Raw genomic sequence first — 21,014 nt, forward strand, 5'->3', positions numbered from 1 at the left:
TTGTCTCAATAATTTATTCATGACCTTACCTATGTTTCATATGGTTTTATAGCCAGTCTTTTAATCACTAACTCATTTTATAGCGATGAAGGAATCATCCGATTTATACCCTTCGCGCTGTGGTGCGTCTTTTTTTAGAATGATGTTTGAAGTGCGTGTTTTATCTTCTAAAAAGTAGCTACCTATGCGTTAAATGATAAAAAGATGGTTGTGCTAACGGTTATATATTTGATGTTAGCAGCGCCATATGTAAACAAGATGACAGCGACCTTATGCTATTTATCAGGCTGATGTGATCTAAAATGTAACGCCAGTTTATGCCACTTATATAGCCATACGCTTTTTATAACTATATAAGCCGCATAAATTGATTAAGCATTTTTATGGTATGAAGGATGGCTAAAATCAGGAGACATCCATGCAGCGTATTACTTACCGTGTGAAAGTATCTGCGCAAGGGGCCAAACGCCGTATTTCTTATTTACTGCGTCCATCTAAGCGCTTACTGCACACCAAAAGTAACTTCGTTCCAGCAGTTGCACCTATCAAAGTGACTGGTTGCGCCAAAACCAAATTTTCCAAAACCAAGAAATTGGCACAAGTATCAAGCATCGCTCTGCTCTCTTTACCGGCTGAGAGCTTGACCACGATGAACGCGCCTGTGCCTGCCTATGCGCACGTTATGTTAGAAAACACTCTAACGGTTGCTGCTGTACCGGGTGACAGCACCTACTTTGCAACCGACGGCTTTCAGCACGGTTTTGGCTATGATTTAGTGCGTAGCTATGCAGATGGGCTTGGCGTCAACATCAATCTCAAAGCCTATGCTAGCGAAGAAGCAGCGCTCAGAGCTTTAAAATCAGGCGATGCCGATATAGCTTTGACCACCGCCAGCACCCAGCTAAAAAGCCAGTTAGATTTAGCTTCTGTCAATGTCAGCTGCGGCTATGATGCCAGCTTGACTAAAAATGGGCTGCATCCTAAGGTCAGTTGGACATTTAATTCTGCCAACGATCCATTATCGCAAAAAGCCAGTTACTTTTTATGTGATAGTATTAAGCTTGAACACACGCAAAAATTGGCGGCGTTTTATAATCAGAACTTATTAAAAGACGCTTATAGCCAAGACCATTTTAAAAAGACCTTGACAGAAAAGTTGCCTGATTATCAGTCATCGTTTCAAGAGCAAGCGCGCAATTATAATCATGATTGGGAGCTACTGGTCGCCATGGGCTATCAAGAGTCGCATTTAAATGCCAATGCCGTCTCTCCGACTGGCGTGCGCGGTATCATGATGCTGACCAATAATACCGCTAAGGCGATGGGCGTCTCTGATCGCGTTGACCCGTATCAAAGTATTGGTGGCGGTGCTCGTTATTTGGAGCAAATGAAAGCCGATTTCGCTGATGTACCAAAGACTGATCGCATCTGGTTTGCCCTTGCCGCTTATAATATGGGTCCAAATGCTGTAAAAGGTATCCAGCGTAAATTGAGCGCCAATGGCATCGATGATAAAAGCTGGGCAAACATATATGCTTATTTGTCAGAAAACAGAGCGTCAAACAGCCGTTATGGTCAGGCCATGCATTATGTGAGTAATATTAGAAGTTATCTTGAAACCATTAAAACCCAAACGGTTTAATATGATTTTGCTAAAGGCTCTAAACCTTGAATAAAGTCTTAAATCTTGAACAAAATAATGCCAACAAAAAAGCTGCTCTTAATTAGAGCAGCTTTTTTTAATGCTTAAAATTTGTCAAATGCGACTACATTCTACATTAGCGATTCGGTACGGTTAAACGTTGACCGCGTTGCAGCATGGTATCGACAGCGATATTGTTCATATCAGCGAGCTCTTTGGTAGATACGCCATACTTACGTGCTAGGCCAATCAAACTGTCACCCGAGCCTACGGTATAGCTGACGGTTGCTTTTGGTACTTTGATGGTCTGCCCACGTTGTAACTGGGCGTTGGTCGCCAAATTATTGGTCGCCGCCAAATCCTCTACCGATATCCCAAACTGACGTGCTAGCGCAATCAGACCATCGCCCGCTTTTACTTTATAGCTTTCGGTATTACCAAGTTTTTTACCAGTGCTGGTACTACTGGCTGTTTCTGTACTTGCGGTGCTGCTCTTACTATTGTTACTAGTAGCAGTACTGTTAGACGTACTAGTAACACTGACCGTACCATTTGCAGGAATGGTAATCGTACGACCCAATATCAGATTAGAATTGGTTTTCAAATTATTGGCGGCGGCCAAATCACTTAAACCGATATTATAGCGCTGCGCCACGCCCGTTAACGTATCGCCTGATTTCACTTTATAGCTGACCGCTTTGTCATTAAGTTGACGATCGACCAAATCTTTTGAAACCGGCACTTTGATTGTCTGACCACGTTGTAAGCGTGCCCTAGCATCAAAGTTAGGGTTAACGGCTGCTAGCTCTTCAGGACTGATACCAACACTATTTGCAATACCGATTAAAGTATCGCCCGATTTGACCTTATAGTTGGTCGTTGCCACTATACTTGTAGGAGCACTGGTTTTCACAGGATTGCTAGCGCTACTTGAGCTAGTATTTGCGGCAGTAAAGTCTACATTGGCAGGCACTTTTAAGATTTGACCGACGTATAGTGAGTCCGTCGTACCCATATTATTTAAGTTTGCCAAGGTGGTGGTCGGTACATTAAATTGACGAGATAGCGCAATCAAGCCATCGCCCGGCTTAACTTTATAGTTTTTGGTAGCCGTACTAGATTTACTAGGTTTGGTTGATGGCGCAGCAGGCGTGGCAGCAGGCGCGGTGACTTTACCAGGCACCAACCACAGTTTTTGTCCGCGTAGCAAGTCTGCTCTACTGCTCAAGTTATTATAGGTGGCGAGCTGAGTCACTGACAAACCAAAGCGATTGGCGGTACCGATTAGCGTGTCGCCACCTTGAACGATATAGCTTTCAGGCTGGCTAGTGGTATTGCTCGCACTACTCAATGGCTCGATAGATTTAGCGTTGTATAGGTATAAAGTACTGCCAGCCAACAGATTGGCACTCGCATCTATCTGATTCCATTCAGCGATATCACGCCAGCTAACACCAGCACGGCTGGCGATATTCGCCAAGGTATCACCACGCTTAACCGTATAGGTAGTACGCGTGCCTTGTGGTTTTGGTTTGCTAGCCGATTTTTTCGGGAAGCTCAGTTTCTTCTCTTGCCCAGTTGCCTCTAAAATAGATTGCTGCGTCTGAACGGCTGATAGGTTGATATTACCATCGGCGTTAACGACATTGGTTTCAGGCGTACTGATACGAATCTGATTGGCAATGTAATCACGCTCCGCTTTACTTAATGGCGGCTCTTGAATGATAGTATTGTTTTGCGTGATTTGCGCCGATGTGGTCGGTAAGCTGTTGCTGCTCTTTAACTCAGCGTTAATCTTTTTGGTTTCAGCAGACGTCAGCGGTGGCTCAGTACGGACGGTATTGTTGTTACTGTAAACGGAGCTGCTGGTCGGTGAAGCCGTCGGCGGAATATAACTGGTGGTCTGCTGTGGTACGCTTGCGCTCGCGGCATACTCTGCAAGGGCGCTGCCGGTAGTCGGTAACGAGCCACTACTGGTGTATGGTTTATTATTGTAGCTTGGTGTGGTTGAGCCTGAATAACTAGGCGTTGTACTCGTGCTCGTATTACTAGAAGCTATCACGTTACTGCTACCATTACCTCTTAACGAGCTCAGCTTAGCATCTGTCGTCAAGCTGACATCGTTCGGAATGATAATACGCTGCGGCCCTGATGCGTCGACGCGCGCTGATGTCAGCGCCGTATTCAGCCTTTCTAACTCATCGTAACTAACCCCTGTCACTTGCGACACTTCCGCTAGGCTCACACCATAATTGACCGGTACACTACGGAAATGCTGACGGTTAGCGATAGCAGGCAGATAGACGCCATATTGCTCAGGCTTGGCAACGATTTCGGCAACCGCTAAAAAGCGCGGTACATAGTTCATGGTTTCAGTCGGTAGTCTGAGCGACCAGTAATCGGTTGGCAAACCGCGCGCCGCATTGGCATCAATGGCTTTTTGCACCCGACCAGGACCGGCGTTATAAGCAGCTAATGCCAGCTCCCAACTACCAAATTGATTGTGCAATGCGGTCAAAAAGTCGTAAGCGGCACGCGTTGATTCAATCACGTCACGGCGACCATCATAGGTGCTACTTTGATTTAGACCATAAATGCGTCCGGTACTTGGAATAAACTGCCATAAACCGGCGGCGGCGGCACTACTGGTACCACTTGGATCGTAGGAGCTCTCAATCACTGGCAATAACGCAAGTTCGGTTGGAATATTACGGCGCTCAGCTTCTCGAACGGTATGGTAAAGATAGCGACTGGCACGAGCGGTCAAGCGGTTTAGATAGTCTTGGCGACTGGTAAACCAACCTTTTTGCGCTTCAATACGCTGATTATAAACAGGGCGTCCACCATTCATACGGTAGCCTGCGCGCAAGCGATTCCACAAATCACCATATTGTTGAATAGCAAGTTTATTACCTTCAACCATCGTCATATCAGTCGCTTCTAATAAATCTGCCAGCTCATCTAAGCTTTCAGCATCCAAAAAAGCTGTCGAATAATCAGCGCCCGTGCTTGGTTTAGTCACTTGGGTAGCGGGACGTTTGTTAACCACAGCTGAGCTGCCAGTCGTACCCGTCTTTTTTACCGCTGAGGTATTACTACAAGCACTGATAAGTAAAGTCGACACCGCCAGCGTCAATGGTAAAGCGATAAAGGAGCGAGATTTTGATGACACAGTAGACATGATAGTGGAAGTTTCCTAACAACAATAAGTGATAAAATAAAGTTAATCGACAGTATAGTACGCAATATCAAACAAAAACCAGCCTAATCGTAAAGATAATGCGCAAAAAGTCATTTGCCTTATCTTTTGATGGCTTACTTCATAATACAGAACTTGATATATGACTAATTTTTAGTTGATGGTCACTTGTGAGACCGCGCGTAAAAGCACCGCATTACCCGTAGATAACGTCAGTGTGACTCGCGATGAAGTAACAAATGAAACTTTTTGACCGTCTTTTACCCAGCTTTCATTGGTGGTGACATTGGCTTTTGCTTGATCGCCCGTAATCACAATGTTATCCACCGTAATATCGTAGTGATAATTTGACGTATCACGCCAGCTTCTTTGCAGTAGTTGCAGATAAGCGTCTTTATCAAGGCTGGTGGTTTTGCCTTTTCTGGACATCGAAATCAGCGCATCATCTGACACCAAGCGCGCCACTTGGTTGGAGTTTTGGCTATTGGCAGCTGACTTCATAGCAGCGGCATAGTTTTGTACCAGTGCATTGCTCATGGTCGCCGCTTGCGCGTTGATACTTATAGCGCTAGCAGCGGCCACTACTGCTGTCACGCCAGCACTTTTTATCAATAGAGCCAGCAGCCCTTTTCCCCATAGTCGTTTCATGATATTCCTTAGTAATACTTCATGTGTCGTTAAAGCCAAGTAATATTATGGCTATAGATTATGGTCATATATTGACTTAAGATCTAAATCTATCAGGCCCTTATAATTCTTTTGTGTTTAAAGGGTATTTGTGTGTAAAGCTTAGGTTAATTAACGACACATTGTTATGTTAGTTTTAGCCTATCACCCAATTCTCACAGCTATGTGACACCCTGTGTGATTATTGCGAATCTCACGCAAAACAGTCCTGTGCATTTATCTGCTTAATCCAATCTTTAATGACCATTTTTCTCATGCTTATGTTCATTATGACCGTCTTCATAACTTTCATCATCGCTGAGCTTCATGCCTAAACGCTCAACGCGTCTGTCCATCATCTGCCGAGCCAAAGCTTGCATGTCTTCGACGCGATCTATCTCATCGACAATTTCAAGCCCTAATAAAGTTTCAAACACATCTTCTAAAGTTACCAAGCCTTTAACTTCGCCGTACTCACCAACGGTAATAGCGATATGAATTCGGTTTTTTAGCATCAGCTCTAATAAATCAAACAACTTCATCTTTGAAAATACAAAGGTAATGTCGCGCTTAAACTGGGTCAATGGTTTATGAGCGGCATGGTTAAATTTTGCTAAGAGCATGTCGGTTTTTAAGACAAAACCGGTGATGTTGTCCAAATCGCCATCATAAATTGGCAAACGCGAAAAGGTCAGTTTTGGCCGATCAACCAATAAATCAGCGACGGTTTTATGCTCTTCAAATGCAAGCATCACCGAACGCGGGGTCATGATATCTTCAACTTTAATCGCCCCAAATGCCAATAGATTACGAATAATACGTGACTCTAACGGATCAATCTGTCCTGATTCTTCGCCGATGCTCGCGAGTGCCGCAAATTCACGGCGGCTAAACGCTTGCGGCTCTTTACCGCGTACCAGTAGTTTGGTTAATTTTTCTGAGAACCAAATCAAAGGATAGAGCAGCAAAATAATACCGCGGACAAAATAAGCAACCATGCCGCCCAATTGACGCCAATAGATAGTGCCTAGGGTTTTTGGCATGATTTCGGATAAAAACAAAATAGCCAAGGTCATGAACGCCGAAAAAAGTCCAAACCAAGCGCTACCAAAAACAATCGTCGCCTGCGCACCCGCGCCAATAGAACCTAAAGTATGGGCCACGGTGTTTAACGTTAAGATGGCTGCCAACGACTGATCGATATTATCGACCTTTAGGCGTTTGAGCATGTTGGATTTTTTTGGGTTCGTTTCTTGCAAGTCAGCAATATATGACGGCGTCATGCTGAGGAGTGCCGCCTCGGCGAGCGAACAGATAAACGAGATGCCAATGGCAATGAGCACAAATAAAATAAGCAGTAGCACGCTACTAGCAGTAGGATTTGCTACCTCGCCCGCCGCCCAAACCGTTTGTGGTAGCACAGAAGTTAGCAATAAAATAAACGCGAAAAACGATTTACTATTAAATCTGGTCACATAAGAGCGACCATTGCCACCCATCGTCGGGGGAGGTTCAGCAGAAGCGTCTTTGCGGCAAGCGCGCGGACGGTATAAGCGAGGTACAGACATAAAAAAGGTAAACAAGTTAGGTAACCTAAACAAAGAAGAAAAAGGAAATCACAATATATCATGCGCAAGCGCCAGCAGATAGAAAATAATAGCCGATAAATGCGAATGCATTTCTACCCAATCACTAAAAACGCGCTCAAACCACTCTATTATACAGCCATTTGGTTTATGATAAGAGCTTGTTTAATATCAATGTTAATAATAGCATTTCGCAATAAATCACTATACTTATCAATTGCCTAGAAATTTATGCCCACGGAATTTTAAACTGATAAAGTTAATATAAATTTATCATAGCTTTATGTTAACTTAACATTTGGCTTTTTTGTCTGCTCAGTAACTTATCCTTATATCCTTTATAATAAGAAAACGCCCACCATTATAACGGTCATGGTTAGTCCGTGAGTTTTAACAAAAACGCCCCCAGCCTATGATTAACAGTTACCAAGCCTGAGATTTTTTGTTACTATGCGTGTAAATTTATTCTTATCTATGACTTACTGAGAGAAATTATGAGCTTATTCATTCAAGCGGCCCATGCGGCACCAGAAACTGCCGGCGCTGCGTCAATGTTTGGTCAAATCTTGTTGCCGGTTGCCTTTTTTGCCATTTTTTACTTTTTGGTGATTCGCCCACAGTCTAAGCGTACCAAAGAGCACCGCGCGATGGTCAACGCTTTGACCGTTGGCAGCGAAATCATTTTTGCTGGTGGTCTTATGGGCCGTATCAAGGCATTGGAAGGCGATTATGCGGTAGTGAGCTTAAACAACCATACCGATGTTAAAGTGCAACGTGCGTCCGTGATTTCAGTATTGCCAGCTGGCACGATTGAAAGCGTTTAATTGTCATTTAGAATTTAATAATTGACAAACTTTTATTGAGCTTAATTGCTGCCAGTTATTAATTATTGGTTGTAATGACTGTAAAATGACCGTACATTATTTACGGTCATTTTTAGCTTAACTGTTTACGCTTAACCGTTTTTTGCTTTACTATCATCGCGGATGATCGCAGTGGTGCAGAATTTAGTACGACTACTACTATACAACAGTAGCTCTCCATTTAATCACCTGCCATTGTTATCGCTAACTTCCCATCTGCTAACTTGTGGCCTGCGTCGCCAGTAGTTTATCAACTTAAAGAAGTGATTATGCAATATCCCGCTTGGAAATACTTACTCATCGCCGTCGTGCTTATCATTGCCGGTCTATATGCGGCCCCTAACCTCTATCCTGATGAACCTGCCGTACAGATTACCAGTGCCGCAGCAGGTACACAGCTATCTGAAGGTATTTTGACCCAGTCTAAAAGCTTACTTGAAGAGGCTGGCATCAATAATCATGATGGTACCTTTGAGGGCAACAGCGCGCTGGTGCGTCTCGATAATCCAGTCGATCAGCTAAAAGCTCAGGAAGTGCTGCGTCAGAATTTGGGCGAGGACTATGTGGTCGCACTAAACTTGGCACAAACGACCCCAGAGTGGTTGCGTGATATCGGTGCAAAACCGATGAAGCTCGGGCTTGATTTGCGCGGCGGAGTACGTTTTGTACTAGAAGTGGATATGGATAAAGCGCTCGAGCAGCGTTTGACCAGTGCCAGTCGTGATATGCGCCGTGACTTACGTGCTGAGCGTATTGCGGTAAAAGGTATCAAAACCGAAAAACGTGGCGTGGTGCTGCATTTCGCTGATACCGATACCCGTAACCGTGCGCAAAACATCTTACAAGGCTCGATGGGAAATACTTTCACGCTACAGTCTTCGATTGATGAGCAAGGTCCTGCGCTGATTTTAGCGTATAACGATGCCACTTTAGATGAAATCAATAGCTACGCGGTCAACCAAAACTTGACCACTCTACGTAATCGTATTGCTGAGCTTGGCGTGACTGAAGCTTTGGTACAATCGCAAGGTGCTAGCCGTATCGTCGTTGAACTCCCAGGCGTACAAGATACCGCTGAGGCAAAACGTGTTCTTGGTCGTACGGCCAACCTTGAGTTCCGTATGGTTGCTGAAGGTGCTGAAAACTATATGGGCGGTATTCCGCCTGCTGGCACTGAAGCGTTTCCCTTTGAAACACTCGATGGTCCGCCAGTATTACTCGAGCGCCAAGCGATTGTCACCGGTGATAAAGTCACCAATGCTCAGACAGGCATCGATGAAAATGGCTCGCCTGAAGTCAGTATTACCCTAGATAGCGCTGGTGGTAAGCTGATGCAAAATGCTACCCGTACTGCTGTCGGTAAACAAATGGCGGTTCTGTTTATTGAAAACAAACAACGTATCGCTTATAAAGAAGACCCAGCGACTGGTGAGACGGTTGAAGTACGTACACCGTATGCAGAAACCAAAGTGATTAACCGTGCCAATATCCAAGCGGTACTAGGCTCGTCATTCCGTATTACTGGACTTGATAGTAGTGCGGAAGCGGCTGAGCTTGCTCTTTTACTACGTTCAGGTGCATTAGCAGCTCCGATGTATTTCGTGGAAGAGCGGACGATTGGTCCATCACTCGGTCAAGAAAACATTGAAAAAGGCTTATTCTCTACCCAAGTTGGTTATTTATTAGTTTTCGCCTTTATGATTGTTTTCTATCGCTTATTTGGCGTCATCGCCAACGTGGCCCTAGCAATTAACGTCATTATTATCATTGCCATCATGTCAATCTTAGGCTCATCACTCACCTTACCGGGTATTGCTGGTATTGTCTTGACCATTGGTATGGCGGTCGATGCCAACGTGCTGATCTTTGAGCGGATACGTGAGGAGCTGGCAAATGGTGTCCGGCCAAAATCCGCCATCGTCGCAGGTTTTGACCGTGCTTTTAGTAGTATTTTCGATGCCAATATCACAACCTTACTGGTCGCCTTTATTTTATTTGCGATAGGTACGGGTCCGATTAAAGGCTTTGCGATTACCCTCGCGATTGGTATTGTCAGCTCGCTATTTACCGCCATTTTGGTAACGCGTGCGCTGATACAAATTGCTTACGGCAAGCGCAAATCTATCAAACGTCTGAGCATCGGTTAGGAGAAAACTATGGCTATCGATAATAACAATCCGCTAGAACAAGAAAATAACCCAGATCGAAATGGCTCAAACGGTGAAGCAAATACTACTGGTACGCGCCGCCGTAAAAAACCGCGCCGTGATGGCAAAGGCAGTAATACGCAAGCTAATAATCCTAGAACCTCTAAATCGACCGGTTCAAAAACCCGCCGCGGTGGGGAAGAAAATCAAGCCTTGGCGACCCAAGCATCTGGTAACACAGCAGCGGTTGATCCTAATTTGATGTTAGGTGGTTCTGCCGAAGATGCCGCTGCTTACGCAGAAGGTGGTATCAAAGCCATTGGCGATCAACGTATCATCCCATTTATGAAGTTAGAAAAGCCGATGGCACTTCTATCGCTGCTTTTGGTCATTGGTAGTATTATCGCGATTGCGGTCAATGGCTTGAACCTAGGTCTTGATTTCACCGGCGGGGTGTCAGCAGATGTGCGTTATGAGCAGCCTGTTGAGCAAGTCGACGTGGTAAACGCCCTAGCTGATAATGGCTTTGACGATGCGGTCGTTCAGTATCTAGGTACGCGCCAAGAGCTTTTAGTACGTCTACCACCACAGTCTGACAACGTCGATGGACTGAACGCCAGCCTGAGCGAAGCATTGACTCTACCTAATAATAATGTTGAAATCAGTAACGTTAATATCATCGGTAGCCAAGTCGGTAACGACATCTATCTAAGCTCAGTCATGTCATTGGCCCTAGCATTGGCTTGTATGCTGGGCTATGTTGCCCTACGCTTTCAGTTTAAGCTGGCGCTTGGTGCCGTATTGTCGCTATTCCACGATGCTATCGTAACCATCGGAATTTTTGCATTATTTGGTTTTCCGTTTGATTTAACCGTCCTAGCTGCTATTTTGGCATTGATTGGTTATTCAATAAACGATACGATCGTCGTTTATGACCGTATCCGTGAGAACTTTCGCCGCGTGCGTGGTATCACGCCGCGTCAAACGATTGATTTATCATTGACAGAGACACTACGCCGTACGATTATGACTATCTCAACGGTACTGTTAGTTGTCATCGCGATGCTATTCTTAGGCGGTGATGGCTTATTCTGGTTCTCGGCTGCCCTGTTTATTGGTCTACTTGCGGGTACTTATTCTTCAACTTATATCGCAAGCTCTATTCCTTTAAGAATGGGCTTATCACGTGATGACTTTATCGTTAAAGTAAAGCCTGAGTTTGAAGAAGAAATCGTTACTTTTAATGATCCAAAAATGTATGAGCAAGACTAACGCTTGTATAAAAGCCAATCACTAGACTTTTAGTTGTTTAGCAAACGTTATCACGATAAAAGCACCTAAACTCTAGGTGCTTTTGTCTTTATACTATTTTTATCCATCTTTTAATACTATTCGATAAGTCATCACTAAACTTTTCTGTCTTATTATATGGTTATATAAGCGACTAAGCTATGTCATCTACCCTGCCGCCAAGTGCTATGCCGCCTATTGATACTCGCTATGCGCGTATCATCGCGATTGCCTTACCTGTATTATTGGCTAACCTTGCGATGCCACTACAAAGTGTCATTGATACAGCTATTGTCGGTAATATGAATGACACGGCCAAGCTTGCTGGCATGGGTTTGGCTATTCAGCTGCTGTCTTTGATATTAGTCAGCTTTAACTTTTTGCAATACGCGTCATCTGGACTGTCCGCACAAGCACTCGGTCAGCTGGCTCATAATGATGCGCATAAACAAACGCAATCGCCGCTGCTATCAATTTTGCAGCGGGCTTTGTTACTTGCGTTTATGATTGGCGCAGTGCTACTTATTGCAAAACCTTGGCTCATTGATTTTGGCTTGCAAGCGCTTTCTGCCAATCCTGATAGCGGTCGTGCAGCCAAAACTTATTTGGACGTCCGTTTTTGGGGCGTTATCGCAGAGCTGATGAATTTTGCCTTTATCGGCTGGTTTGCCGGTCAAGGCAAAACCCGCTATATGCTTTATCAGCAAGGCTTTATCGCCCTGCTTAATATTATTCTGACCTTGTTTTTTGTTTATGTGCTGCAGATGGGCTTGGTTGGGGTAGCATTAGGCACGACCATTGCCTTTTGGCTTGGGGTAGTCTTAGCATTGTGGCTCAGCTGTCGACATCTACAAATCTCTTGGCGCGCGTTATTTAATGCCAATAAAGACCACTTTACCAAAGATAAGATGCTTAGGCTATTCTCATTAAATAAAGATATTTTTATCCGTACGCTTATTTTAACCCTAAGCTTTGCTTGGATTACCCGACTGTCTGCCCAAAGCGGCGATGTTATTTTGGCCGCCAATGCTATTTTATTGCAGGTATTAAGCATCTCAGCCTTCGCTCTTGACGGCGTGGCGGTATCGGCAGAAACCTTGAGCGGACAAGCAGCTGGACGACGCGATTGGCCGCACTTTCGTATTATCGTCAAACGCACAGGCGTGGTCAGTTACGGCCTTGCCATGATGCTAAGCACGATTTGGTGGCTTGCGATGCCAACTTATTTGGATTTTATGACCAATATCGAACCCGTCTTTGCGCTGGCTTATGACTATCACCTTTATGCGGTACTACTGCCACTGGTTGGCGTTGGCGCTTATTGGCTCGATGGAATATTCTTTGGTTTAACGGCTGGTAGCGTCATTCGTAATGCCGCGCTGATATTGGCGCTTATCTTTTTCCCTTTAAGTTGGCTACTCTACCAGCAATGGGATATGACCGGTATTTGGCTTAGCGTTTGGTGCTTATTATTATTAAGATTGATGATTCTTGGTGGGTTTTTATACCGTGCCCATCAAACAGGCAGCTATGAAAAATTGCAGCCTGAAGCTTGACCATTAAAGTAATTAGCTAACATGAGGCGTTTAATAAACACAAAAGAGATAATAAACGATACATAAAAGTAAGAAAAATTAGGATATTACGTGACTACTCAATCAAATGAGATTAATCAAAATCAAGCTTATCATTACGAATGGGCAGAAGGCTTTAAAAAAAGCTTGCCAGTCGCCATGGGTTATCTGCCAGCAGGGATTGCCTTTGGTGTGCTCGCACAAGTGGCTGGTGTGCCAGTGTGGGCTACTATCATGCTAAGTGTGGTCTTATATGCAGGCGCTGCGCAATATGCTTGTTTGAAGATGCTGAGCGCTGGCGAGGCTATTAGCAGCATCGCCAGTAATATCGCGGCGATTAATTTGCGCCATGTGTTTTATGCGGCGCCACTGCTGCATGCGATGCCTAGTAATAAAATCGCTAAAATATATTGTTTATTTGCCCTTACTGATGAGACGTTTTCAGTGATGACCAGTTTACCTCCTGAGTCAAGAGCGCGCTTGATTTTGCCTATCAGTCTGTTTAATCAAAGCTGGTGGGTACTTGCTAGCGCTATTGGCGTGATGATTGGCAGCGCGCTCAGTGACTTGGTACCGCATTTAGATTTTGCCTTGGTGTGTCTGTTTGCCATTTTGGCTTATGAGCAATTCCAAAGTATCAAACGCTATTTCCCCATTGGTATTGCCGTCATTGCTTTAGTGATTGCCTCGTTCTTTACCAGTAATTGGTTGTTATTAGTAGCGATTACGATTTGTATGCTGCTGATTTTAGCGCGTGGTTTTTGGTTACAGCGCAGTGTGCAAGGAGGCAGCAATGAGCAGTAGTTATTTGATTCTTGCCACACTGGCGATGGCAGCCGTGACCTTTATTACCCGTGCCCTGCCCGCTTTAATACCTAAGAAGCTGCTAGATACGCCGTGGCTACATCGCTTAAATGAAAGCTTGCCGCTGTCAGTGATGGTATTACTTATTTTAACCAGCCTTTCTTATCAAGGTTTGTCAGGCGATGCTGGCTTCCAAGCTGGCTTAAATAGTGCCGAAGTACATTTATTTATGGCACAAATTGGCGCGTTATTATTGGTGCTACTTATCTATCATCTTAGTCGTCAATTGCTGGTCAGCATGATCGTCGGTATCGCGGCGATTAATGGCTTTTTGTGGTTATTTACGCGTTTTTTAGGCTGATTAAAAATTTAGTGTATAGCGTATATTGACCCTAAAAAAGATACAGCGCGGCTGGGATGAATTTTTCGTAACCTCTGTGATAACAGTAAGCAAGGAAAATTTATACCAGCCACCTATGGCTGTTTATTCATCATTTTATTTCATACTGACTACGTTTATTTGTGCTAATAAAAAAGGCTGGAATCTTTACGAATCCAGCCTTTTTACTTACTACCATTTTTGAGTTACTTATTCTATTATAACTCTTCTACGCCCATCATATCGACTGGGGTATCAGCAACGATTTGCACGCCTTTTTTGCCTGTTTTGGCGGTGTCGTTACGTTGCTCTTGTAGATGATCGAGATACGCTTCATTGATTTGCCCAGTGATGTAGCAGCCATTAAATACCGCGCAATCAAAGCCTTCAACCTTGCTATGCTTGGTATCTTTTACTGCTTCAATCAAATCGTCCAAATCTTGGAAAATTAGGCGGTCGGCACCGATAATCTCACGTACTTCTTCAACGCTATGACCTGAAGCAATCAGCTCGCTACGCACTGGCATATCGATACCGTAAACGTTTGGATATTTAACCGGCGGTGCAGCACTGGCAAAAAATACCTTACGGGCACCAGCATCACGTGCCATTTGGATAATTTCATGACAAGTCGTGCCGCGAACGATTGAGTCATCAACCAAGAGGACGTTTTTGCCTTTAAATTCAAGCGGTACCGCGCTTAACTTTTGACGCACGGATTTTTTACGTTGCTGCTGCCCTGGCATAATAAAGGTACGACCGATATAGCGATTTTTCATAAACCCTTCACGGTATTTGACATTCATTTTTAGCGCCAGCTCCATCGCTGAAGTACGCGAGGTATCAGGGATAGGAATAACCACATCGATATCATGGTCCTCACCCCATTCAGCAAGGATTTTATCAGCCAGTTTTTCACCCATACGTAGGCGTGATTTATAAACCGAGATATTATCCATAATAGAATCTGGACGGGCAAAATACACATATTCAAAGATACAAGGCGTGTATTCTTTTTGCTCAACGCACTGATGCGTATGCAGTTTATGGTCCAAATCAATAAAGATCGCTTCGCCTGGTTTGACATCACGGACAATGCTAAAGCCTGAACCTGTCAACGCAACTGACTCTGACGCGACCATATATTCTGTGCCACCGTTAGCTGCCATACGCTTACCAAAAATCAGCGGACGGATACCGTTTGGATCACGGAATGCTAGCAACCCATGACCCGTAATCATGGCAACCACGCCATAAGCGCCTTCAATACGGCTATAAACCGCTGTCACTGCTGCAAAGATATCCGTAGGCGTCGGGTGGGTTTTATTGATATTTTGCATTTCATGCGCAAGCACGTTTAGCAACACCTCAGAATCTGAGTCGGTGTTTAAATGACGGCGATCTTCTTGATACAAAGATTTTGCCAAACCTTCAGCATTGGTTAGGTTACCATTGTGCGCAAGGGTAATACCATAAGGCGAGTTGACGTAAAAAGGCTGTGCTTCGGCGCTACTTGAGGTACCAGCGGTCGGGTAACGAACGTGACCGATACCAAACTTACCCACCAGTTTTAGCATATGACGGTTCATAAACACGTCACGTACCATGCCATTTTCTTTACGTAAATAAAGACGCCCATCCTGTAAAGTCACAATACCTGCCGCATCTTGCCCGCGATGCTGCAACATGGTTAAGGCATCATAAAGAATTTGGTTGACCGGCTCATGAGCTGCGACCCCAACGACTCCACACATAGTTGTATCCTATTTTGTACCACACATTGATAACACAATAACGGCTGATAAGGTTGTCTTAAATGTTTGCCTATCTTTTGCCGCAACGCTGATGATCTTGCTAAGAATAACGACTTACGGACAATAGATAAGGCTAATTATCCATAAGACGAGTTAATGATGATAAATAGAGGTGTATTTTACGAATATTAAAGACGCTTGAATAGTTTTTTTTAAGTGCTTAGCATGCCTTTGGATCTATAAAATTTAAGACTGATTGACCTGATCCCATGCCATCCCAAACATATCTGAGACCAGCTCTTTACCCATGGGCGCATAAGGCAGTAATTCAGGCGCGAGCACTGAGGTTTCCCACTGCGGCATTTGTACCAACAATGGCGCGCTGACGCTAAGCACCACCAAAACCATAAGCACGTTTTTTGCCGCGCCAAGTACCCCGCCCGCCATTTTATCAAGGACGCCAAGACGTAAGGTTTTAAGTACGCCAGAAAACACAAACGCAACCAGATGCATAATGGCTAAAATAGCAATCACAATCACTAAAAACGCCAGCGCCATTTGTAAAACAGGATTCTCTACCATACTTGATAATTGCGGCGCGACCGAACCTGCCAGACGCGTGGCAGCAATAAGTGCGATAAACCAACCGACTAAACCGACAGCTGTCTTAATCAGACCTACCTGAAAACCACGCCATAAGCCAATCAGGACAACCACAGCAATTACAATATCTAAACCACTCATGTTTATCGCCTCATTTGCATCTTATTTGGTGTACTTCAGTGAAGGTGAAAAGCTTGCAGTTTTAACAATCTTAACCTTCCATCGCATCGTAATAGCCACCGATAGATTGAATGCAAGACTGTACCAGTCCCGGCCCTTTATAGATAAGTCCTGAATATAGCTGCACCAAATCTGCACCTGCTTCAATTTTTTTGACGGCTTTGTCACCGCTATCGATACCACCAACGCCAATCAACGTGACCTTACCACCCAACTGGTCAGAGAATTGTTGTAGAATTTGCGTACTAATGTGGCTGACCGGACGACCGGATAAGCCGCCTGCTTGCTCACTATCGGGCAAATCTTCGACACCCACGCGGCTCAACGTGGTATTGGTGGCAATCAAACCATCAATCTCAAAGTCCAGCAACTGCTTAGAGATGTAATCCACTTGTAATGGCTCTAAATCGGGAGCGACTTTTAATACCAATGGTACATAAAAACCATATTCGGTTGCCAGCTGATTGTGGCGATTTTTAATGGTAGCTAATAATTGGGTTAACGCTTCACCGCTTTGTAGGTCGCGCAAATTTTTGGTATTCGGCGAGGAGATATTGACCGTAATATAAGACGCATGCGGATAGACACGCTCTAAGCAATAGACATAATCATCAGCCGCATTTTCAACCGGAGTCGCAGCATTTTTACCAATATTGATACCGATATTGCCTTGGTATTTACAGCGTTTGACGTTTTCAATCAGGTAATCAACGCCTTCGTTATTAAAACCCATGCGGTTAATAATGGCATCGGCTTGTTTGATTCTAAATAGTCTCGGTCGATCATTGCCAACTTGCGGTTTTGGAGTGACCGTACCCACTTCGATAAAACCAAAACCCAACTCTGCTAATGCATCGATATAATCGCCGTTTTTGTCCAAACCGGCGGCAAGCCCAACAGGATTGGCAAACTGTAAGCCCATACAGTCGGTTGGCTGCATTGACTGACCATATACTAAGCCCAACACACGCGCTTTATGAGCTTTATCCAATAAAGACAAGGTCATCTCATGCGCGTGCTCGGGGTCTATATTAAACAAAAAAGGGCGAAGTAAGGCGTAAGACATAGTAATGACAGACCCTGCTTGAAAAGAAAGAATGAATAAGAAAAACGAATGCGGTCAAGCGCTGCGATTATATCAGCTTAACTGAAATAAGACCAAAGTTTCATCAGGAAAATTACGCCCTATCCTGCGAATAAATAAGCGTTAATACTGATAATTGACTGACTTAACCTAGTAAAGAAACCCCTATCAGACAGCATTTTTATCCACATCTACCACTTATTGATATTCATATTCTCAGATTAAGGCACTGGGCGGCCATCAGCAAGCGCAATCCAACCGCGTACAATACGGTACAGATGCCAAATAAAAGTAAAGCCCATAATAACAAAACCTAAAATAGCCAATAATACTGAGCCGATGGCAATGTTGTTGGTTTCAGCGAACATACTGACACCAAAACCGCCTAAGGCAAAGGCGACAATAAGCACCCCAATGGCGAACAGGACAATACTGTACCAAAATGTCTTGATTTGCCAATCAAAATGGGTGGCAAGCCAAGTACCATCCGCATCACGGCGTTTGGCATAGTTCATAAAGATAGGCACAATCCACAATAGCCCAGCGGTAAAGTAGCTGAGCACATAAAGCAAATAGGTGATATGGTTATATGTCGTCAAAGAGCGGCGTTTATCATCACTCATCGTATTATTAGAATTATTTATCATGCTGTCACTCGTTATATTCTGTGGTCTGTAGTTATTTTTATTGTGGCAAATTATCAGGTTTTCAATGTGGTAATTGTTAAAGCGTTAACGTGGTTAAATATTTTTCTTACATAATTGACTAAAAATATTAAGAAGTCACGGTCGCCTGTACTTGAATGGCCTTGGTAACCAAGTCTTGTTGCATCGACAGTTGGGTAAATTGCCAACCTTGCTGTTCAAGCTTACCGAGTGCGCCACTCACCACCGCTTGGCTTGGATGGGTAAAGCTCAGCTGCACCGCATCGCCTGCTGCAATGACCTGCGCATCAGCAATCCCTGAGTTATTTAACAGCGCACTGATACGGCTAGCCGGCGGCATCGCTTCAGCGCCATCTGCTGAATTGGTAGCATTTAACGCATTGCTATCAATATTACCAGCTTGGGCACGCAACCAAAAATAGTCAGCAACCTGCTTTTGATACTCATTTTTGCTCGCTTTTGCTGATTGATGGACGCTATAGCCGCCATAACCACCGACAAATAACAGCAAAAATGCCGACAATAGCAGTAAGGCTAATTGGTCACGCGCAGACAATGCTTGCCAACGTGTCAGTAAGACATTTTGAAAGCTACTCATCCGCGTTGATAATGCACTGCTTTTAGGGTCAGCCACCATAGTGCTGCGTTTGGCGAGGCGTTGTAATCTTTTCATGGTTACCCTTTATTGCTAACGCTACTATTGTTTTCTACCACATCAACGGTTACTTGACCACTAAACTGCCCTTGCTCATTGCCATTGACTTGTTCCAACTTAGCATTTAATCCTTGAGCAACTAGCGTATTGGTAAATTGATCAAGACTGCCGCGGTCTGGTGCAATCAGTGTAAAGCTAAGTGCAGTTGGCTGCATGACTAACGCCTGCGCGCGTAATGACGACCGTTTAATCAGCGGTGATATACGTGATAATACCGCTATGTGAGCGTTAGGCGCTTGGCTGTCACTACGCAGTTTTGGTTGCAACTGCACTTGTAATTTCGTGCGCGCACTAAGCGGCTCACTAGGAAACCAAGACTGGTACTGGGTGGCAATCTCAGTTTTGGTCGCCACTGTCGCCGCCTGATATTGATACCATTGCACCCCATCGGTCGCCATCTGTAATATCAGTGCTGAGAGCGCCACCATCATTGCCACCCGCAGATACGGTGATAATTGCGAATCGGTCGATTTAATAAAAAAGTTCAGCGCATGACGCTCAGGAATTTCAAGCGGTTTAGGCGCAGCGGCTAGCGTGGTTAATAATAATTGATGCTCGGCAATCATTGCCGCCGTTTGAGTAAAGGCATTGGCAGTAGTTTCGTGCTTGGTTAAATCCATATCATCGAACGCAGGCTCATTAACCCTATCAGCCGTGTGGCTCGAATCTACAAAGGCGTCATCGATAGCTGGTAATAGCAGCACTTCGCTTAAATGCGGAAAACGCTCAAAAATTAAAGGCAGATAACTGACCGCCATGCCTTGATGTAAGGATTGGCGTAGCAGCATGGTTTGCTGATCTTGGTACAATACAATCTGCTGACCTGCACCCTCTTCTGGCGTTGGCAGTAATAAAAAATCAGGCAATAATGCTACGATGTTCATGCCAGCAAGCTTGGCGCTTTGCTGCCATGCTTCGATATCGCTTTGAGCCAAAGCATAGAGATGATGACTGGTATTTTCAGTCACTTGGCGAATGGCTAATTGTTCAACCGGCGTCAGAGAAGTTTCTTCAAATAAATACTGTTTACCGCTCATACCTAATTGTTTGAGCTGAGCCGTATTTAGCTCAGACTCTACTTGTAAGACATGGCTTGATGGGAAATACAGGCAAACCGATTTTTGACTATTGGTTTTATAGCTACCATAGATATCATGTAGCTGTTGCCAGCCGTCGACCAATTGCCATTGTTTTATGTCTTCGTGCCAGACCGCTAGAGGACTGTGCTGCGCTCTTAACCAAACATGTAACACCAAATGTGTCCTTAATTATCAAAGCTGTTGTTTAGAGTCATTGCTGATTAAAGCTGTCATTTATTAAAGCTATGGTCTAGCAAGCATTTAAATGTCTTATGAGCATGTGTATGATTGATACTAATAAGGTTGTTCTGGAACAAAGCGGTCTATCTCGGTTGCCATACCCGCCAGCACAAAATCCATCTCAAACACGCGCGCTTCTGCTAAAGCAAACGATTCAGGGTAATCACCCGTCAGCAGGCCAGCGATATGAGCAACAATAGACATATGACAGACAACCACCAGACACTCCGTTTCAACATTACCAATGTCGATGAGCGCCTGATGGGCATCGTCGGACGGCGTGATATTCTCTTGTATTTGTGAGGGCACGTTAGGAGCGCGTAACTGTAATGCTGCTAGCGTCTGCTGCGCCCGCTTATAAGGGCTCACAACAAAACAATCAGGTTGATAATGAGTGGTAATATATTCTGCCGTTTCCGCCGCTTGCTGTTGGCCAAAATCCGTCAATTGCCGCGCACTGTCTGGGCGCGTTTCATCTTCTGCTTGACCATGACGTACTAAGATAATTTTCATAATCTTAACCACCTTGTTTGTTACGTTTACC

The 21,014-nt window shown here is 44.4% G+C and carries 17 protein-coding genes; 7 read left to right on the forward strand and 10 right to left on the reverse strand.

Annotated elements, in window-relative coordinates:
- The first annotated feature begins 418 nt into the window (after window positions 1-418).
- Entirely contained in the window at window positions 419-1,642 is a 1,224-nt protein-coding gene (locus AB8P72_RS07895; protein ID WP_198328786.1) for a transglycosylase SLT domain-containing protein, read from the forward strand.
- A gap of 136 nt (window positions 1,643-1,778) precedes the next feature.
- Here the strand turns inward: AB8P72_RS07895 and AB8P72_RS07900 are convergent, their stop codons facing one another.
- From AB8P72_RS07900 to AB8P72_RS07910, 3 genes are all read right to left on the reverse strand, one after another.
- Complete coding sequence (locus tag AB8P72_RS07900) at window positions 1,779-4,823, reverse strand: LysM peptidoglycan-binding domain-containing protein (RefSeq protein WP_369957569.1); 3,045 nt, start codon at window positions 4,821-4,823, stop codon at window positions 1,779-1,781.
- 171 nt (window positions 4,824-4,994) lie between these two features.
- Complete coding sequence (locus AB8P72_RS07905) at window positions 4,995-5,489, reverse strand: hypothetical protein (RefSeq protein ID WP_369957570.1); 495 nt, start codon at window positions 5,487-5,489, stop codon at window positions 4,995-4,997.
- A 275-nt stretch (window positions 5,490-5,764) separates the two neighbouring features.
- Window positions 5,765-7,075: a hemolysin family protein gene (locus AB8P72_RS07910; protein ID WP_369958285.1), complete on the reverse strand. Its 1,311-nt coding sequence runs from the start codon at window positions 7,073-7,075 to the stop codon at window positions 5,765-5,767.
- Between the two features lie 512 nt (window positions 7,076-7,587).
- On the opposite strand from AB8P72_RS07910, the gene yajC reads away from it, so the two are divergent.
- The 6 genes from yajC to AB8P72_RS07940 all read left to right on the forward strand — a co-directional run bounded on the left by yajC (window position 7,588) and on the right by AB8P72_RS07940 (window position 14,132).
- The gene (yajC, locus tag AB8P72_RS07915) at window positions 7,588-7,917 is read left to right on the forward strand and encodes a preprotein translocase subunit YajC (protein ID WP_068408182.1); all 330 of its coding nucleotides are present in this window, start codon (window positions 7,588-7,590) and stop codon (window positions 7,915-7,917) included.
- A 308-nt stretch (window positions 7,918-8,225) separates the two neighbouring features.
- A complete protein-coding gene (gene secD, locus AB8P72_RS07920; RefSeq protein WP_068408185.1) occupies window positions 8,226-10,103 on the forward strand; it encodes a protein translocase subunit SecD in 1,878 nt (625 codons plus the stop codon).
- 9 nt (window positions 10,104-10,112) lie between these two features.
- Window positions 10,113-11,375, forward strand: a complete 1,263-nt coding sequence (secF, locus tag AB8P72_RS07925; protein ID WP_369957571.1) for a protein translocase subunit SecF — start codon at window positions 10,113-10,115, stop codon at window positions 11,373-11,375.
- A gap of 179 nt (window positions 11,376-11,554) precedes the next feature.
- Window positions 11,555-12,949 (forward strand): MATE family efflux transporter, encoded by a 1,395-nt coding sequence (locus tag AB8P72_RS07930; protein ID WP_369957572.1) that lies wholly within the window; start codon window positions 11,555-11,557, stop codon window positions 12,947-12,949.
- A 90-nt stretch (window positions 12,950-13,039) separates the two neighbouring features.
- Complete coding sequence (locus AB8P72_RS07935; protein ID WP_369957573.1) at window positions 13,040-13,771, forward strand: AzlC family ABC transporter permease; 732 nt, start codon at window positions 13,040-13,042, stop codon at window positions 13,769-13,771.
- Window positions 13,761-14,132: an AzlD domain-containing protein gene (locus tag AB8P72_RS07940; protein ID WP_068408190.1), complete on the forward strand. Its 372-nt coding sequence runs from the start codon at window positions 13,761-13,763 to the stop codon at window positions 14,130-14,132. The genes AB8P72_RS07935 and AB8P72_RS07940 overlap by 11 nt, the downstream gene beginning before the upstream one ends.
- A gap of 236 nt (window positions 14,133-14,368) precedes the next feature.
- Here AB8P72_RS07940 and purF read toward each other — a convergent pair whose 3' ends face one another.
- From purF to AB8P72_RS07975, 7 genes are all read right to left on the reverse strand, one after another.
- Complete coding sequence (gene purF / locus AB8P72_RS07945) at window positions 14,369-15,904, reverse strand: amidophosphoribosyltransferase (RefSeq protein ID WP_068408191.1); 1,536 nt, start codon at window positions 15,902-15,904, stop codon at window positions 14,369-14,371.
- A 246-nt stretch (window positions 15,905-16,150) separates the two neighbouring features.
- Window positions 16,151-16,648, reverse strand: a complete 498-nt coding sequence (locus tag AB8P72_RS07950) for a CvpA family protein (RefSeq protein ID WP_068408192.1) — start codon at window positions 16,646-16,648, stop codon at window positions 16,151-16,153.
- Between the two features lie 70 nt (window positions 16,649-16,718).
- Window positions 16,719-17,753 (reverse strand): quinone-dependent dihydroorotate dehydrogenase, encoded by a 1,035-nt coding sequence (locus AB8P72_RS07955; protein WP_369957574.1) that lies wholly within the window; start codon window positions 17,751-17,753, stop codon window positions 16,719-16,721.
- Between the two features lie 239 nt (window positions 17,754-17,992).
- Window positions 17,993-18,418: a hypothetical protein gene (locus AB8P72_RS07960; RefSeq protein ID WP_068408194.1), complete on the reverse strand. Its 426-nt coding sequence runs from the start codon at window positions 18,416-18,418 to the stop codon at window positions 17,993-17,995.
- Window positions 18,419-18,545: 127 nt separating this feature from the next.
- On the reverse strand, window positions 18,546-19,109 hold the full coding sequence (gene gspM, locus AB8P72_RS07965) for a type II secretion system protein GspM (protein WP_286795681.1): 564 nt from the start codon (window positions 19,107-19,109) through the stop codon (window positions 18,546-18,548).
- A gap of 2 nt (window positions 19,110-19,111) precedes the next feature.
- Entirely contained in the window at window positions 19,112-20,404 is a 1,293-nt protein-coding gene (gspL, locus tag AB8P72_RS07970) for a type II secretion system protein GspL (protein WP_369957575.1), read from the reverse strand.
- 120 nt (window positions 20,405-20,524) lie between these two features.
- Entirely contained in the window at window positions 20,525-20,983 is a 459-nt protein-coding gene (locus AB8P72_RS07975) for a histidine phosphatase family protein (RefSeq protein WP_369957576.1), read from the reverse strand.
- Window positions 20,984-21,014: the final 31 nt, after the last annotated feature.

Origin of the sequence: Psychrobacter sp. CLB018 (assembly GCF_041222815.1) — a bacterium.
In the GTDB taxonomy this organism is placed as follows: Bacteria; Pseudomonadota; Gammaproteobacteria; order Pseudomonadales; family Moraxellaceae; genus Psychrobacter; species Psychrobacter faecalis.

Coding starts and splice junctions, on each gene's coding strand:
- AB8P72_RS07930 (WP_369957572.1), top strand. CDS start 11,555: ATGTCATCTACCCTGCCGCCAAGTGCTATGCCGCCTATTGATACTCGC.
- AB8P72_RS07975 (WP_369957576.1), bottom strand. CDS start 20,983: ATGAAAATTATCTTAGTACGTCATGGTCAAGCAGAAGATGAAACGCGC.
- AB8P72_RS07895 (WP_198328786.1), top strand. CDS start 419: ATGCAGCGTATTACTTACCGTGTGAAAGTATCTGCGCAAGGGGCCAAA.
- AB8P72_RS07940 (WP_068408190.1), top strand. CDS start 13,761: ATGAGCAGTAGTTATTTGATTCTTGCCACACTGGCGATGGCAGCCGTG.
- AB8P72_RS07905 (WP_369957570.1), bottom strand. CDS start 5,489: ATGAAACGACTATGGGGAAAAGGGCTGCTGGCTCTATTGATAAAAAGT.
- secD (WP_068408185.1), top strand. CDS start 8,226: ATGCAATATCCCGCTTGGAAATACTTACTCATCGCCGTCGTGCTTATC.
- secF (WP_369957571.1), top strand. CDS start 10,113: ATGGCTATCGATAATAACAATCCGCTAGAACAAGAAAATAACCCAGAT.
- AB8P72_RS07900 (WP_369957569.1), bottom strand. CDS start 4,823: ATGTCTACTGTGTCATCAAAATCTCGCTCCTTTATCGCTTTACCATTG.
- AB8P72_RS07955 (WP_369957574.1), bottom strand. CDS start 17,753: ATGTCTTACGCCTTACTTCGCCCTTTTTTGTTTAATATAGACCCCGAG.
- AB8P72_RS07950 (WP_068408192.1), bottom strand. CDS start 16,648: ATGAGTGGTTTAGATATTGTAATTGCTGTGGTTGTCCTGATTGGCTTA.
- purF (WP_068408191.1), bottom strand. CDS start 15,904: ATGTGTGGAGTCGTTGGGGTCGCAGCTCATGAGCCGGTCAACCAAATT.
- yajC (WP_068408182.1), top strand. CDS start 7,588: ATGAGCTTATTCATTCAAGCGGCCCATGCGGCACCAGAAACTGCCGGC.
- gspM (WP_286795681.1), bottom strand. CDS start 19,109: ATGAAAAGATTACAACGCCTCGCCAAACGCAGCACTATGGTGGCTGAC.
- AB8P72_RS07910 (WP_369958285.1), bottom strand. CDS start 7,075: ATGTCTGTACCTCGCTTATACCGTCCGCGCGCTTGCCGCAAAGACGCT.
- AB8P72_RS07960 (WP_068408194.1), bottom strand. CDS start 18,418: ATGATAAATAATTCTAATAATACGATGAGTGATGATAAACGCCGCTCT.